Here is a 16,664-nt window from a genome sequence, read left to right on the forward strand (position 1 = left end):
AATGCGAGAAGGCGCTGCACGGGAGGGGGAACTTTCGGGCAGATTGTTAATTGCGGCGGAAAGAGCCGCACGGCTTGGCTTTTCATCTGGAATGCCGGCCGGCTTATGAATTTTTGGATCTAGGCAATGCAGGCGAGCCAAATGAAAAACGATATGGAACAATCCCATCGCAGATATGGACGCTCAATCGGAATTCGCACAGTGTCTGCCGCGTCACTGAAGGCGTGTCTCATGGCAACCGTACTTGCGTCCGGTTTCAGCATTGTGACTCCCACGACAGCCGAGGCACAAGGCCTCTTCCAGCGCTTGTTCAATCCTGAAAATCATCGCAAGCAGCAAGAGCGCAAACGTCAGGAACAACTGCGAAAGAAGGCGGTTTCGGTGAAGGTCGCAGCGCCGCGCTACCTGAATTACTCCCCTGACGCATTGAAGAAAGTATCGCTGTCGCCGCTGTCTGAAAAGAAAACAGCTGAAGTTCAGCCGACAGCCGCAGACGCCGAGACCGAAAATGCAGTCGCCGTGGAAACGGATGTTGCCCCCGCCGCACCAGCCGTGCTGACCGAATTCGACAAGGGGCGTCCGGCGTTGAAGGACTTGGCCTTGAGGGTTCTTCCTGAAGTGGGGGAAGCGCTCATTGCGTATTACCGTGAACATCCGGACTTTGTTTGGATCGAGGACAACGGCGTTACACTGAAAGCGGCACAGCTGCGCAAATCACTCGCATCAAGCGGCAAATATGGTCTGGTTCCCTCAGATTACTTTGTTCCGCTCCCGGCTGTTTCAGGTCTTGATGACGCAGCGCGCACAGCCGCAATGATGCGTTTTGAAATGGAAATGAGCGCAGCTGCGCTGACCTATGTTCTTGACGCGACGCGTGGGCGGGTCGATCCGAACAGGATCTCGCAATATCACGATCTTCCCCGGCACGAGGTAGACCTTGTGGCGGCGCTGGAGAAGCTTTCAACCACCTTAACTGTTTCTGACGAACTTCACGGTCACCAGCCTCAAAACGACCATTTCCGCAAACTGACCGCTGAACTGGAACGTCTGAAGGCTGAAGACGATAGCGCCGAGCAAATCGTCATCGCACCAGGCACCTTCCTGAAAGCCGGTAAATCGAGCCCAGAGCTCAAAAATATTGTCTCCGCAATTTCAATGAACGGCTCCGACGCTTTAAAACAAGCGCACAGCGAGACACTTGCTGCCTATGAAGGGGCTGACCTTTACGGACCTGAACTGGTCGCACTGGTAAAGGCCTTTCAAAAGGAAGCGGGTCTGACGCCTGACGGAATTGTCGGCAAGAACACGATCAAGGCGCTCGTCGGCGAGACGAATGCCGCCAAGATTGCCAAGGTTGAACTGGCGATGGAGCGGAGCCGGTGGATCCCGGAGAACCTTGGAACGCGGAAGGTATTTATCAACCAGGCGGCGTTCACGGCGACATACACGGCGCCGGGCGAGGACCCGCTTTCCATGCGGGTGGTCGTGGGCAAGAAATCCAATCAGACCAACTTCTTCTACGACAAGATCGAAATCGTGGAATACAACCCGTATTGGGGCGTTCCCTATTCGATCATCGTCAACGAAATGGTTCCCAAGCTCGCGCGGGACCCGTCTTATCTCGACCGGGCCGGCTATGAGGTCACGACCCCTGGCGGACGCAAGGTCTCATCCGCTTCTGTAAACTGGTATGCAGTCGCGGCAAGACAGCAGTCGATCAATGTCCGGCAATATCCGGGCCGGTCCAATGCGCTTGGCGAAGTGAAGATCCTGTTCCCGAACCGGCACCACATCTATATGCACGACACGCCTGCCAAGAACCTTTTCAACAAGGACGTTCGGGCCTATAGCCACGGATGTATCCGACTGCACGACCCGAAGGGCATGGCAGCGGCCGTTCTCGGAAAGTCCAAAGACTACGTGACGTCTCGAATCGCGGCCGGCCAGAATGAACAGGAAAAGGTCACCGGCGATATTCCGGTTTATGTGGCGTATTTCACGGCATGGCCGGAGCAGGATGGCAACGGCATCGAGTTCTACTCGGATATCTATGACCGTGACCGCTATCTCCTGAAGGCAATCGAAAAAACTGAAGCCACTCGGGCAAAAGCCAGAAACGCGGGCTGAACAAAAACAATCAAAGAAACGAAAGCGCCGGGCGGATGTCCGGCGTTTTGCATTGCATCCGCTTGTCAGAACGACATAGAGATTCCTTACACATCAATGCTGGCGAAAACGATGCAGGGGTGCGAGAGGACACCGTGATTTGCGAACAGGATACGGATAGCTGATATTGGACGCCGATCTGGAATATGATCGATGACGCTGGCACGTTATCCTGGCCCAAAACACTCACCTTGCAGGTCTCAATGTCTGATCATCATATTGCCGAACTGAACATCGCAAGGCTCAAGCACGATATCAACGACCCGCGGATCGCAGATTTCGTAAACAACCTCAATCGAGTCAATGCAGCGGCAGAACGCAGCGATGGTTACATTTGGCGGCTAAAGGCGGATGTCAGCCAAAATGAAACGCCTGTTGTTCTGGACGATCCGATGATCATTCCAAATCTTTCAGTTTGGAGAGACGTCGAGTCCTTGGAGCGGTTCGTGTTCCAGACGGTCCATAAGCGAATTTATGCCCGCAGGGCCGAATGGTTTGATGTCATGGACAAAATGCATTTTGTCATGTGGCCGGTTCCCATCGGGCATGAACCGAGCCTCGAAGAAGCACTGGAACGGCTTGATCTGCTGAACAAGCAAGGCTCTACGCAAGATGCGTTCGGCTGGGACTATGCAAGAACAACCGGACTTTGGCGCGAACAACGTTGCGCCGAGCCAGCCGCCTGACAGCCGGTGGCAAACCTTTTAACCGGTTGATTCAGTAGATATTTACTTTAATCACGCACTTTCGGGATATGTCGTTCCGAGTTGCGTAAAGCCGATATGTTCCGCCGCAAAACCGTCAAAGATGATTATTCCCTGGACATGCCTCTCGAACTTGAAGAGGGCCCTCCACCCGTCGCTTATCGGCGCATTCTTCAGGTGTTGTCTATCGGTGCCGCGGCCTTTCTTGGCTGGTCGGTGATCGGGCAGGTGAGGGAGGTCGCCAAGGCTTCGGGTGAGATCGTGCCTGCCGGCAAGGTGCAGACCGTCGGCCATCTTGAAGGTGGTATTGTCGCAGAAGTCCTCGTTCAGGAGGGTCAGCTTGTTGAAGAAGGAACACCGCTTGTCCGTCTTCAGGAAACAGCAACGTCCAGCGACCTTGAGCGTGTGAGAACACGTCTTCAGTTTCTTGCCCGCGAAGAGCAGCGCCTGGCTGTCTATCCTCAAGACACCGTAGGCGGTGCTTTGAGGCTGACAGACAATTTCGAATTCAGCGAAGCACAAAAGGCCGCACTGGAAGCACAGCAGAAGGCACTCGAACAGGAACAGCAGGCACTCAAGGCGCGTATAAACGAGAAGGAAGCGGAGTTGTCGACGGTGGTCGAAAGGATTGCCTTCCAGAAAACGCAGGTCGAAATCGAGCAGGAAAAGTACTCTATTCAGGAATCACTTTTCGACCAGGGTTATACGTCAAAGCGGCGCTTTCTGGATGCAAAGTCCGCGCTCCAGCTCTCGCAAAGTGAGTTGAGTGAACTCGTAGGACGCAAGGGACGTGCTGAGGCCCAGCTCGCGGAAGCCAAAGCCGGATTGGCGCGCTCCGTCGCCGCGACGGAAGAAGAACTTGCCGAAGAACGGAGCCGCGTAGTTCAGGAGCGGAACGAGCTTGCATTCGAAGCCGAAAAACAGCGCGACCGCTTTGACAGGCTCTATGTCAGAGCCCCGGCAAGCGGGCATATAAAGGCTCTTAACCTCAAAGGTCCGGGCAGCGTTCTTGCGCCCGGCGACGTCGTTGCGGAGATTGTTCCGAGCAACAGCGATCTGGTTGCCGAAGTGCGTGTTTCTCCCCGCGATATCGGGCACGTCGAAGTTGGCGACAAGGCCGAAATCGCTGTGACAACGTTTGATCCGAACATCCAGGGCACACTGACGGGTGAAGTTACGGTGGTGTCGGCCTCAAGCTTCCGGGACGAATACGGGCACTATTATTTCAAGGCTACGATACCGCTATCCTCCAACATGATCGGAGCGGGAGCCCAGGCTGAGACAATTTCGCCGGGCATGGTCGTTGATGCCAAGATCGTCACCGGATCAAAATCGGTCATGCAATACCTGCTCAAACCCGTTACACGGGCAATCGGCGATCCGCTCAGCGAAAGATAATCCGGTCTGGCTCTCCAATTCGGATTGACTTGTTGGCCGGCCTTCCTGGTCGTCAGACAATGGCGTCATCTTTAGACCCATTTCACGTTTTACGGCAGGAAGATGTGGTTACCTGGTGCGATTTTCACGCCAGTCACTGAGGACGTGGCTCTGCTCTAAATATCAAGAGGTTTTCCGATTGAAAGAAGAAAGAAGTACACACCGGGAACCGACGCCGGAACAACTTCGATTCAGGGAGATAGACGAAGCTCTTCGCTCAAAACTGAAAGGTTCACTAGACGTGCTCGTGAATGACATTTCGCGTCAGTTCGAACAAGAGTCGACGGCCAAAGGTGCATCAGTCGGTGATCTGAAACCGCCGCCGACGAACTATTTTAGAGCTATTGCGCTTCAGCATCTGTTTTGCCGTTTGTGCAGTGCTGACCCCGACAGCTTTGCGGGTGGATCTTCCGATATCGGAGATCCCGCAATCAAAAATCTCAAAAACATCGCAGCCACATGGACCAGCCAATCAGGGGCGGGGCCAAAACAGCCGCAACAGGACATGTAAATTCGCTCCGGAGTTGGAAGGACTACCAGCGAATTTCCTCGATCTGCGCGAAATCAACTTTTGTTCCGTCGGAGAAATCAATCGTTCCCTCAGCGTCTTCAGAAAGTTCGAGACGGCCGTTCTCGGTATCCGTATTCTGAACGCTGCCGTTTGTGATGGTAACGGTCCAATCGGTGCCGTATTCGCCGGCGGCAGTGACGCCAGGACCGCCTCCAAGATCGATCACGTCCGTCCAGGCACTGCCGGTGCCGCCATAAATGGTGTCATTGCCGTCGCCCAAGCCATGCATAAACAAGTCCGAGCCGTCATCACCATGAAGCGTGTCGTCTCCCGTACCGCCAACGATGATGTCATCACCGGAACCGCCGTAGATCGTGTCCTGCCCGCCTTCGCCGAACAACAGGTCGCGCCCACCGTTTCCCGTAATCTGGTCATTGCCGGCCACAGACCCGCCATCGACGCGGTCATTGAATTCACCGGTCTCGATGACATCGTTTCCGCCGATACCATCAACCGAATAGGACTGTGCGGAGGATCCTGTAAAGCTGCCATCCGCAAGGCCACCAGTCATGTTGTAGTCGTAGTGGTTGCTGACGGAGACCGTAAAGGTTTCAGTCGCCTGTGAGCCGTCTGATGAGGTGGCTGTAACCGTCAGGTCGATTGAACTTTCCACCTGGCTGTCGAAAAAGGCATGGTCTGCGATTGAAACAACGCCGTCCGCGTCAATTGTGAAGCGGTCGTCATCGAGCTCATAGGTCAGCGTGCTGCCGCCCGGGTTGATCGCGGAAACGGATATGCCGACTTCGGTCCCGGAATCCGCCGCCTCGTGGATGGTGTTGCTCGACCCGTTCGCGTCAGAGAGCAGCAGTTCGGTGCTGTAGGTCAGATCCGCAACCTGAACATTTCCGTCGGCAAAACTGTAGGCCTCGACATTGGAGACCGTGTTCGTGCCGTCGGGCGATCCGGAGCGCATGTCGATGACGGTCTGACTGCCGTCGCCATTGTCATAGATGTTGTAGTCGGCCTGATTCCCAGAAAGCACGACCGTGTCGGTGCCATCGCCGCCGTCGATTGTGTCGTTTCCGCCAAATCCGAACACAACATCATTGGCCATGGTGCCGGTAATCGTGTCGTCGCCGGTCGTTCCGAGTTCGATGCCAACGGTTTCCTGATAGGTCTTGTTGGTTGAATCGGTTACTTCAACGGTGACAGTATCGCTGAGTGCTGATGTGGCATCATGTTGAGCGGCGAGAGAAATGTCACCACTGTTCGTGTCGATCTGCAGTGCGCCACTGCCCGCATCCGAAAAACTGAAATGGAAGGTGTCACCCGTATTGGCGTCTGCCACGGTTTCGATACCGGCGACAACGGTTCCGGCGGAGATCGTCGACGCAACAGCGCCATCGGAGACGACCACACCATTGTTGCCAGGGTCACCCCAATCACCCCCGCCGACCGGGTTTTGAGCAAGACCTGACACCGAAGCATCACCAGAGATCGTGATCTGGTAGGGTCCGGTGTTTGACCCCGAGCCTGGATAGTCCGATGCCGTGCTCAAGGCTTCACTGCCACTCAGTGGCCAGCCACCAATCACAACAATGTAATCGCCGGCGTCCAGTCCCGTCAGGGAAAGGTAGGAATCATAGGACTGCGTGCTTCCATCGCTTCCGGCAGATCCATCGTCATTGCCCGCCACAAGAGTGAAATCGCCACCACCATTGTCCCTGTACAGGTAGATTTGACTATCAAGGCTGCCACTTTCGTATCCGCCGGCGAGAACGTCGATTATCAGGTCACCGCCGTCGTGGCTTAGCGACCAGTGGTCGACCGACAGATTGCCGGATCCGTCTGAAACGATTTCGCCCGTAACTACAGCGTCGCCGCCACCCGATTGCGTAACCGAAAGGCTTTCATTGGCGTCCAGGGTTATATCAGTCGGCGCCAGGTCAACGAGATCTCCCACCGAAAAGGTCCCGTCGGCGAACTCGAAGGTCTCGACATTCGTTAGTGTGTCGGTGCCGTCAGGTGAACCGGAACGCGTATCGACAATCGTGATAGTGCCCGCATTTTCGCTCACGGTGTAATCGGCGCGGTTTCCGGAATAACGAACGGTGTCGGTTCCTGTGCCGCCATCGATCGTGTCGTCACCTTCGCTCCCGGCTAACGTATCGTCGCCACCGCCGCCAAGGATATTATCGTCACCCGACGAACCGGTGATGGAATCGTCCCGGTCCCGGCCCGCGATCTGATCGACGCCGATCAGCGTGACACCCGTGAAATCCCAGTCAATTTGCGCATCGCTGCGTTGCGCGCGCAGTGTTTCACCGGATACTGCACTTCCGTCAATTTCTTCAACGCCTTGAGTAGCGGCATTGAATGTGTCCTCGAGTTCAAATTCAGTGCCGGTGTCAGCAGAAAAGACTATCCGGTCAACGCCGGCGGTTCCCGTATCCGAGATTATGTCGGCACGTCCATCGCCGCGCAAAAGATAAGTGTCGCTGCCTTCGCCGCCCTGCAGCGTGTCATTGTCAATGCCAGCGCCACCGTCGAGCGTGTCGTCTCCAGCGCCGCCAATTACCGTGTCGACACCATCTCCGCCATCGATGGCGCCGCCATCGTCATGGGCCGTGATCGTATCGTCACCGGTTCCGCCGGCGATTGCCGTCTCTGCAACCCCGGTGTCGGTCATTGTGACACCGTCGTCAGCGAGTTGCATGGTCTCGGCGACATCCGCCACACCGATCGAGAATGTTTCCTGCGAACTTGTCCCGTCGGAGGACGTCGCAGTCACCGTAATCGTTACGGAGGATTCGGTTTCGTAGTTGAATTCAGCGTTGTCAGCGACCGTGACGGTACCGTCTGCAGCCACGTTGAAACGAGCATCATCGACGGAATAGGAGACAGTGTCGGAGACATTGCCATCTTGCGCATTGGCCGTGACACCAACACTGTCGCCGGAAACCGCATTTTCGGAAACCGCGTTTGCACTCGCATCAGCGTCTGAGACCGCGCCGATGGCCTCGGGTATCAGATCCCCGGTCAGAACATCGCCATCGGCAAACCGGAAGGTTTCCACATCGCTGACCGTATCCGTTCCGTCTGGAGAGCCGGAGCGCGTATCGGTGATCGTGAAGGACCCGTCCAGGTTCTCCACAATCGTGTAGTCGTCCCTGTTTCCGGAGTAGATCGCTGTGTCGTCGCCAGTACCGCCGGACAACTGGTCGTTGCCGCCGTCACCCTGAAGCGTGTCATCGTCTTCTTCGCCTGACAGGATGTCGTTCCCGTCACCACCGATAAGCGTGTCGTCTCCGCCGCCGCCATAGATCGTGTCGTTACCGGCACCGCCGTCGAGATGATTGTCTTCCGTGCTGATACGCGTCCCGACTTCATCGTCAATGAAATCGTCGCCGTCGCCGCCGGTAACGGTATCGGCACCGGTTCCATAAATGAGATGATCATCTCCGGCACCGCCGTGAAGGGTGTCGGCTCCGCCGCCGCTGTAGATGGCACTTCCATCGTCGTGCGCCGTAATTGTTTCCGCGTTGTCTCTGCCGATTATCGTCGGTTCAGCAACTCCTTCGTCCACAAAGACAGTTTGCCCGGCAGCCAGTTCGAAGGTTTCAGCGACGTCGGTGACATCAATGTCAAAAGTTTCCTGCGTGACGGATCCATCCGTTGAAGTCGCGGTGACGGTAATCGAAACTGACGGCTCGCTTTCAAAATCGAATTCAGCGCCGGATGCAACAGTGACCGTGCCGTCTGAGGCAACATCAAATCGGGCGTCGTCGACTGTGTAGGATACAGTGTCGGTCAGGTCTCCGTCCGATGCGGAAGCGGTTATGCCGACACTGGTTCCCTCGGTTGCATCTTCCGCAATGGTGTTCGTTCCCGCATCTGCGTCCACGACACCGGAAACGGAGTATTCATTGACGTCGGCAACGGCGATCGTGAAGGTTTCCTGAGATGTCGAGCCGTCCGAGGAGAGTACCGTCACGGTCACATCGACCGAGCTCTCCGTCTCTGCGTCGAAGCTCGCCCCACTGGCAACAGTCAGGACGCCATCGTCTGCGATGTCAAACCGATTGTCGTCAACGGAATACGAAACAGTGTCTGTTGCATCTCCATCGCTCGCCGATGCTGTGACGCCGACCGTGTCGCCGGCAGTGGCCGTTTCGGAAACGGTGTTGCTGTCCGCGTTACCGTCTGTGATCGCAGATACCGAAAACTCCGAAACGTCGGCGATGGAAATCGTGACATCCTCAGAATGCGTGAGACCGCCGCTGTCCGTTGTGGTGACCGTTACAGTGACGCTTTGCTCAGTTTCGCGATCAAGGCTTTCGGCGTCCTTGAGTTTGAGCACCATGCCGCCGCTGCCGTTGTCCACGACTTCAAATCGATTGTCGGAGAGCGAATAGGTATGCGTGTCGCTAAGGTCAGCGTCGCTGGTGGTGACCGTTCCGACAACCGCGCCCGTCGCGCCTTCGGCAATCGTCAGCGGCACTTCGGTCAGGGAAACATTGTCGATCAGAGCACCATATTGGTCATTGTCTTCCGCTGTTTCCCGGAACTCGAGCGTATCAGCGCCACCCGTGCCGACAACCTGGAAGTCATAATTCGTCCAGCTTCCGGCATCCGGGTCGAAACTGGAGACCAATTCGCCGTTCCAGTAGATCTCGACAGTGCTCGTCTCAGAAGTGGTGCGCGCCACGGCATCCAGAGAAAGGTCGTAGACCTGTCCAGCACTGGTTTCGACCGTCTGCGATATGGAATTGAGGGCGGTGTCGGAGTCGAGCTCCAGATGCTGGTCGCCATCCGTTGCGATGACGCCATTGTGGTTGTCCCAGATTTCCATCGGACCATTGGAGGTCCAGGCGCCCGACTGATCAGTCAATTCGTGGGAATAGTCTCCGATGGCAACGTCAAAAGACTCAAAGCTGCCGTTCTGGATCAGATTACCGGTCTGACCGGTTACCTGAATGCCGGTTGGCGCATTGTCGTTGACGTTTTCTACCTGCACCGTGAACGTCTGCGTGCTGGTAGACCCATCCGTTGACTGTGCCGTCACTTCGACATCAATTGACTGCTCGGTTTCCGCATCGAAAACGGCTCCGCTTGCGACACTCACAATCCCGTCCGCATCAACCTCGAAGCGGTTGTCATCAACCGAATAGGTGACACTGTCGGCAACATCAGCATCTGACGCGGAAGCCGTGATCCCGACCGCAGTCCCCGCCGTTGCGTCTTCAGATATCTGATTGGCCGCAGGATCCGTGTCGGACACAGCGTTCACGGCAGTTTCGTTAACGTCCGCAACGTTGATCGTGAATGTCTGCGCGCTCGTCGAGCCGTCCGTTGACTGTGCGGTCACTTCGACATCAATCGACTGCTCGGTCTCCGCATCGAAAACGGCTCCGCTTGCGACACTCACAATACCGTCCGCATCAACCTCGAAGCGATTGTCATCAACGGAATAGGTGACACTGTCGGCAACATCAGCATCCGATGCGGAAGCTGTGATCCCGACCGCAGTTCCCGCCGTTGCGTCTTCAGAAATCTGATTGGTCGCAGAATCCGTGTCGGACACAGCGCTCACGGCAGTTTCGTTGACGTCCGCAACGTTGATCGTGAATGTCTGCGTGCTGGTGGAACCGTCCGTTGACTGTGCCGTCACTTCGACATCAATCGACTGCTCGGTTTCCGCATCGAAAACGGCTCCGCTTGCGACACTCACAATCCCGTCCGCATCAACCTCGAAGCGATTGTCATCGACGTAGTAGGTGACACTGTCTGAAACATCTGCATCCGATGCGGAAGCCGTGATCCCGACCGCAGTTCCCGCCGTTGCGTCTTCAGATATCTGATTGGCCGCAGAATCCGTATCGGAAACAGCGCTTACGGCAGTTTCGTTGACGTCCGCAACATTGATCGTGAATGTCTGCGTGCTGGTGGAACCGTCCGTTGACTGTGCCGTCACTTCGACGTCAATCGACTGCTCGGTTTCTGCATCGAAAACGGCTCCGCTTGCGACACTCACAATCCCGTCCGCATCAACCTCGAAGCGATTGTCATCGACGGAGTAGGTGACACTGTCTGAAACATCAGCATCTGACGCGGAAGCCGTGATCCCGACCGCAGTCCCCGCCGTTGCGTCTTCAGATATCTGATTGGCCGCAGAATCCGTATCGGACACAGCGCTCACAACATATTCGTTTGCATCGGAAACCGTGATTGTGAAGGTTTCCTGAGAAGCCGACCCATCCGAGGACAGTGCCGTTACGATGACGTCGATGGAACTTTCGGTTTCCGCATCAAAATCAGCATCAGCAGCTACCTGGATCGTGCCATCAGACGCAATATCAAAGCGATCGTCGTCGATCGAATATGTAACGGTGTCTGAAAGATCGGCATCGTCCGCGAAAACCGTAACGCCAACGCTGTCACCAACCGTAGCGCCTTCGGAAATCGTGTTTGAAGCCGAATTTGCGTCAGTTATATCCGTCGCCGAAAATTCGTTGATGTCCGAAACAGACAAATTGAAGACCTGCGCGGATTGCGATCCATCACTTGAAGTCGCAGTCACCGTTAGGTTCAACGAGCTTTCGGTCTCGGCATCGAACGATGCACCGGCAGCCACCGTGACAGTCCCGTTGCTGTCGATGTCAAACCTGGGATCGTCGACCGCATAAGAAACACTTGCGGTCGCATCGGTATCGGTGGCCAGTGCAGTAATGCCGACTTGTGATCCGGCGGATGCGTTCTCGGCAATTCCATCTGCCGTGGCATCTGTATCTGTGATAACCGAGACGTCGCTTTCATCAACGTCTCCGATCTCGATCGTGAAAGTTTCGGTGCGTGTTTGCCCGTCAGATGAGGTCGCAAGCACCACGATGTCATGTTCAGTCGCCGTTTCAGCATCCAATTGGCCGGCAACGCTGACGATGCCGGTGACCGGATCAATTGAAAACAGGCCGTTCGCGTCATCAAGCAGGCTGTAGCTTACAGACGATCCTTCGGAGACGGAGGCATTCACCGAAACGCCCGTGCTCGTTCCGACAGCCGCGTTCTCATCAACGGAATTTTCGCCAGAATCAGCATCAACAATAGATGACAATTCGGACGTTTGTGCTTCAACAGAGGCGTCTTCTTGACCCGAAGCTTGTCCATATCCGCGCGCTGAAGCTGTGCTACGCGCTGCAGAGATCAACTCGGATTGCTCCGGAAAGACTGTACCGGGCTCCTCAAATTCGGCAGCAAGGCCCGGAACCTGACCAGTCAGGATACCAGCGTGCGATGATGACCCGCTCGAGCGGTGTTGCTGCTCTACATCTGGAGTCAAGGCGAACCCTGACAGGTTGGCGGTGGTCTGCGCAGCGTCTTCACCCACAGCGGCTTCAGGCAACGAAGCGATATCGGATGCGGCAGATGCTTCTTTTTCGAGTTCAAGCAGATGTCTGGCAGACAGCTCTTCGTCCGCTCTGACCGGATCCGCCTTGTGGCTGCCAAGGTGCAGATTGGAATTGACCTGCTCGCTGGAAACACCTTTGTCCTGATGGAGCTGGTAGTCGTGGACCTTGTCGAGATGCTGATCGTTTGTTTCGAGCAGGCCCGAATGAAGATGGCTGTCTGAACTGAGGGTCGTTCTTGTCTCGGTGTTTTCTTCAGTCGACCGCGTATTGGTCTGTTGGTCCCGATTTTCCGAGTCGCTTGCCATCCGCTCGCCTGTCCGCACAATTTTTGATTATGCCACTGAACGACGGCGTCCTTAATAAAGCGAAAAGTTTTGCGCAAAAACTATTGGTATTACAGCAATATTTTTGAGAAATGCCGCTTAAGGTAAACTGTTTTTAAACCGGAGCGACACACTTTGTTAAAGCGCGCAAATGACTCTGGCTAACTGTATGTTGAAATCGGCATTTTCATCTTTTTTTCTGCCGCGGATGCGAATACGGCATTCGCCGACGAGCAAGTGGATATCGTCACCACGATTGCCTCGAGATGTCGTGATCGCTTCAGTCTTTGCAAATATTCTCGGTCTGGCGATGCCGCTTGCCATTTTACAGGTCTACGACCGGGTCCTGCCAAACGCTTCCACTGATACGCTACTTGTGCTCATGCTTGGTGTTGTTTGCGTTCTTGTCGCCGATGGTGTGATCAAGGTCTCCCGCGCAGCAATCGTGGGACGGCTCGGAGCGAGCTTCAATCACCAGGCCCACAAGGAGCTGTTTCGCCGGATATTGGATACGAAACCGCAGGACTTTGCGCGGACACCGGTTTCTGTTCAAGTCCATCGGCTGAGATCACTTCAATCAATCGCTGACCATTATGGTGATCAAAGCCGATTACTCGCCATCGATCTTCCAGCTGGCGGGATCTTTCTCGCCGTGCTTGTGTTCATTGCCGGTCCGCTTGCGCTCGTTCCGGTCCTTCTGCTTGGTGTCTTTGTACTCTTCGCGCTCACTCGGAACAGAGCGCTGCAAAAGGTCGTGGTCGATAGAGCCACACAGGATGATCGAAAGTCGGATTTCATACTGGAAGTGCTTTCCGGCGCGAAAACCGTGAAATCGCAGGCGATGGAATCGCTCATCATGCGCCGGTTCGAGCGCCTCCAGAAAGAAACGGCGCGGCTGAGCGCGAAATACATGCGGCTTGCCGGGCAGGCGAGGGACGCTTCAGCACTCTTTGCTACAATGACGACGGCTGCCGTTGTGCTCTGCGGGGCTGTGATGGTGATCAATGACGGCTTCAGCATCGGGGGTGTCGCGGCGAGCACTTTGCTCGCAGGTCAATTTGTCCAGCCGTTCCTGCGCGCGATAAATCACCTGACCGACATGCAGCGCCTGAAGCACGATTACAGCCAGGTGGAAGTACTGTTCGATCTTCCCGAAGTGGCCGTGAGTGACGCGCTCAACGTGAAGGCCGACGGATCCATACAGTTCCTCAATGTTGAGATGCATCTCCAAAACGGGCGGCGGCAAGTCTTTTCACACATGAACCTGAACATAAACGCCGGTGAATTTGTTGGTTTTCGCGGTGCGGATGGTAGTGGCAAGACAACCCTAATGAAGTTGTTGGCCGGTGAAGTTTCGCCCGATGAGGGCAAAATCCTCATCGGCGGATACGATTTTTCCGGTCCCCACAAACACGCCTTGCGCAAAACGATCGCCTACGTCGACAGCAAGTCGGCGGTTTTCAATGGAACCATTCTGGAAAACATCACCATGTTCGGTGCAGTTTCCGACATCAATCATGCCCGAATGGCTGCCAGACTTATTGGCCTGGAAAAAGAAATTCATCTGCTTCCGAAGGGATACGACACCCAGTTGGGTGCAGACCTGGGTGGGAAAGTGCCTGCCTCGACAATTCAACGGATTTGCATCGCGCGGGCGCTTGCCGGTGAGCCGAATATTCTCATCCTTGATGAAGCAAACGCCCAACTGGATCAGCAGGCCGAAAAGGGGCTGGTGGCGGCCCTTGAGCGCCTTAAGGGATATCTCACAGTCGTTATCGTGAGCCACCGCCCATCGATGCTTGCGGTTGCGGATCGGCAATTTCAGCTTGGTGACGGACAGCTGCTGGAACTCGGCGACGCCGACCAGACTCAATCGGCAACAGTAGGACTGTCGGCGTGACCCGTGCGCTCTTTGACCTGGAAGACCTGAATTCGGGAACGAACCCCGTCCACCGGCAGTGGAACGCATTGTCGGAGGAGTTGACCAGCGAGCGCGCTGACGAGACGGCGTTCAGTAAACTGGGGGAAGGCACAACACCTGCGGAAAAGTGCCTCGTTCCCCTGTTGCGTGAGATGAATTGGCAAGGCAATGATCGCCTGCTCTTTGAAGCACTTCCTCACTTTGACAGAATAGAAACGATTCAGGACCTTCGCACGGTCCTCAATCGCATCAACGTTTCCTCAGCGCCTTTTCGTGGTGGTCCTGTCGAGTTGACGGAGGCGTACCTGCCGTGCCTTTGCGTGACCGACGACGATATCCAGGTCTTGGCGAGCAAAACTGCCAGCGGCGGATTCCGCGCCTATTCCGGCAAGACAACACAGGCACAGACACTGTCTGAAAAAGACGTCGCAAAGGCAGATATCTATCTCGTAAAAGAGGAAAGTGAGGAAATCAGTCAGTTCAAGAGCAATCGAAGCTGGTCTTCGGTTGCCTCGAAACAGTTTCGGTCAAGCGTCGTATCAATTCTGGCCATCGGCTTCATACTGAACGTCCTCGCGCTCGGTCCGCCGCTCTTCATCATGGCGATTTATGACAAGGCAATGGGTGCGAAATCCATTGATGTTCTGATTACCATGGCCGTTGGGATCGCAATCATTCTTGTCAGCGAAATCGCATTGCGAAAAACCAAAAACGTTCTTCAGTCCTACCTTGGTGGCCGTGTCGACGCGATCGTGGGCAACAAGACCTTCGAGCGGATCCTGCATCTACCTTATGCGATGCTGTCCGAAGCGCCGATCGGCACGCAGGTTATGCGTCTTCGGTACTTCGACAGCGTTCGGGATATTTTTCAAAGCTCCCTGTTCAACGCCATCGTCGATATACCTTTCACATTGATATTCATCACTGCGATCTTCCTCATTGGCGGCCCTGTCGCATATCCACCGCTCGCTTTGCTCGTGATCTACGCGCTGATCGCACTTTACGTCCTGCCCAAAGTACAGCGCGAGGTGGCAGCGGTCGGCGAACAGAAATCGAAGCTTAACAGCTTCATGATCGAAACATTCCGCAACCAGCGCACCCTCAGGGATCTGTCGGTGGAAGACACCTGGCTCGAACGATTTTCAACCTTGTCGTCAGGTTTCAACAAGCTCAACGTCCACGCACGCAACCTGACGCACCTGCTTCAGACGATCTCTCAAACCCTGATGACGATATGCGGTGTTTTCGTTCTTGGAATAGGGGCCTTGCAGGTCATGAATGACGACATGAGCCTCGGCGCTTTGATCGCGACAATGGCGCTGTCCTGGCGTGTCCTCAACCCCATGAACCAGGCGTTTTTGAGCATCACACAGTTGGCCCAAAGCAGAACGGTTCTTGATCAGATAAACAATCTGATGAAAGTGCCTCTGGAACGCGAGCCCGGGTATCTGCCCAAGATCACCCGGGACATTCAGGGTGACCTGAAAATAACGTCCCTCGTTCTGCGGTACCCAGGTGCAACCGAAGCCTCTTTGAAAGGGGTCGAACTGACCGTCAGACAGGGCGAGATGATTGCTTTGACGGGGCCGAGCGGCTCCGGAAAGTCAACGCTGTTTCAGGCCATTACCGGATTGTTCCAGCCGCAAGTCGGGTCAATACTCTTCGACGGTTTGGATGTCCGGCAGCTTGATGCCGGTGAGTGGCGGTCAAAAATTGGCTACGCGCCGGATGACCTCGATTTCTTTTACGGCACGGTGAAACAGAACCTGCTTCTTTCAGAGCCGGGTGCGAGCGATGAAAGGCTTTTCGAGACCACACACAAACTCGGATTGCTCCAGTATCTGGAAGACAATTTCGAGGGTCTCGAAACCCGCCTGAACGGTGAGATCCTGAAGCAGATACCCGACAATATGAAACAGCGGATCGTTTTGGCCCGTGCGCTGGTCAAACGCGTGCCGCTTTACCTGTTCGACAATCCGGGCACACATCTCGATTTTGAAGGCGACCGACGGTTCATGGACATGATCCGCGAACTTCAGGGTAGCGCGACGGTTTTGATCAACACGCAACGCCCAAGCCACATGAAAATGGCCGATCGCGTGGTCGTTTTCAAATCGGGTCAGATTGCCATGATGGGACCGCCTGATCAGGTTGTCCCGGTGCTGATGGGGCAGCCAGCAAAGGCAAGTTGACTGG

The 16,664-nt window shown here is 55.3% G+C and carries 7 protein-coding genes; 6 read left to right on the forward strand and 1 reads right to left on the reverse strand.

What is annotated here, in order from left to right:
* Positions 1–231 precede the first annotated feature (231 nt).
* From ABVF61_RS25105 to ABVF61_RS25120, 4 genes are all read left to right on the forward strand, one after another.
* On the forward strand, positions 232–2,127 hold the full coding sequence (locus ABVF61_RS25105) for a L,D-transpeptidase family protein (RefSeq protein ID WP_353996258.1): 1,896 nt from the start codon (positions 232–234) through the stop codon (positions 2,125–2,127).
* Between the two features lie 242 nt (positions 2,128–2,369).
* Positions 2,370–2,852: a DUF3291 domain-containing protein gene (locus ABVF61_RS25110; protein ID WP_353996259.1), complete on the forward strand. Its 483-nt coding sequence runs from the start codon at positions 2,370–2,372 to the stop codon at positions 2,850–2,852.
* An 81-nt stretch (positions 2,853–2,933) separates the two neighbouring features.
* Positions 2,934–4,268 carry an HlyD family type I secretion periplasmic adaptor subunit gene (locus tag ABVF61_RS25115; protein WP_353996260.1) on the forward strand — a complete coding sequence of 445 codons (1,335 nt, stop codon included), beginning with the start codon at positions 2,934–2,936 and terminating at the stop codon, positions 4,266–4,268.
* Positions 4,269–4,446: 178 nt separating this feature from the next.
* Positions 4,447–4,818: a hypothetical protein gene (locus tag ABVF61_RS25120; protein ID WP_353996261.1), complete on the forward strand. Its 372-nt coding sequence runs from the start codon at positions 4,447–4,449 to the stop codon at positions 4,816–4,818.
* Positions 4,819–4,840: 22 nt separating this feature from the next.
* Here the strand turns inward: ABVF61_RS25120 and ABVF61_RS25125 are convergent, their stop codons facing one another.
* Positions 4,841–12,529 carry a cadherin domain-containing protein gene (locus ABVF61_RS25125; RefSeq protein WP_353996262.1) on the reverse strand — a complete coding sequence of 2,563 codons (7,689 nt, stop codon included), beginning with the start codon at positions 12,527–12,529 and terminating at the stop codon, positions 4,841–4,843.
* A 289-nt stretch (positions 12,530–12,818) separates the two neighbouring features.
* Between ABVF61_RS25125 and ABVF61_RS25130 the strand changes: the two genes are divergently transcribed.
* Both ABVF61_RS25130 and ABVF61_RS25135 read left to right on the forward strand, forming a co-directional pair.
* A complete protein-coding gene (locus ABVF61_RS25130; RefSeq protein ID WP_353996263.1) occupies positions 12,819–14,447 on the forward strand; it encodes a peptidase domain-containing ABC transporter in 1,629 nt (542 codons plus the stop codon).
* Complete coding sequence (locus ABVF61_RS25135; protein ID WP_353996264.1) at positions 14,444–16,660, forward strand: peptidase domain-containing ABC transporter; 2,217 nt, start codon at positions 14,444–14,446, stop codon at positions 16,658–16,660. Before ABVF61_RS25130 ends, ABVF61_RS25135 begins: the two co-directional genes overlap by 4 nt.
* Positions 16,661–16,664 lie beyond the last annotated feature (4 nt).

This window comes from Roseibium sp. HPY-6, from assembly GCF_040530035.1.
Taxonomy (GTDB): Bacteria; Pseudomonadota; Alphaproteobacteria; order Rhizobiales; family Stappiaceae; genus Roseibium.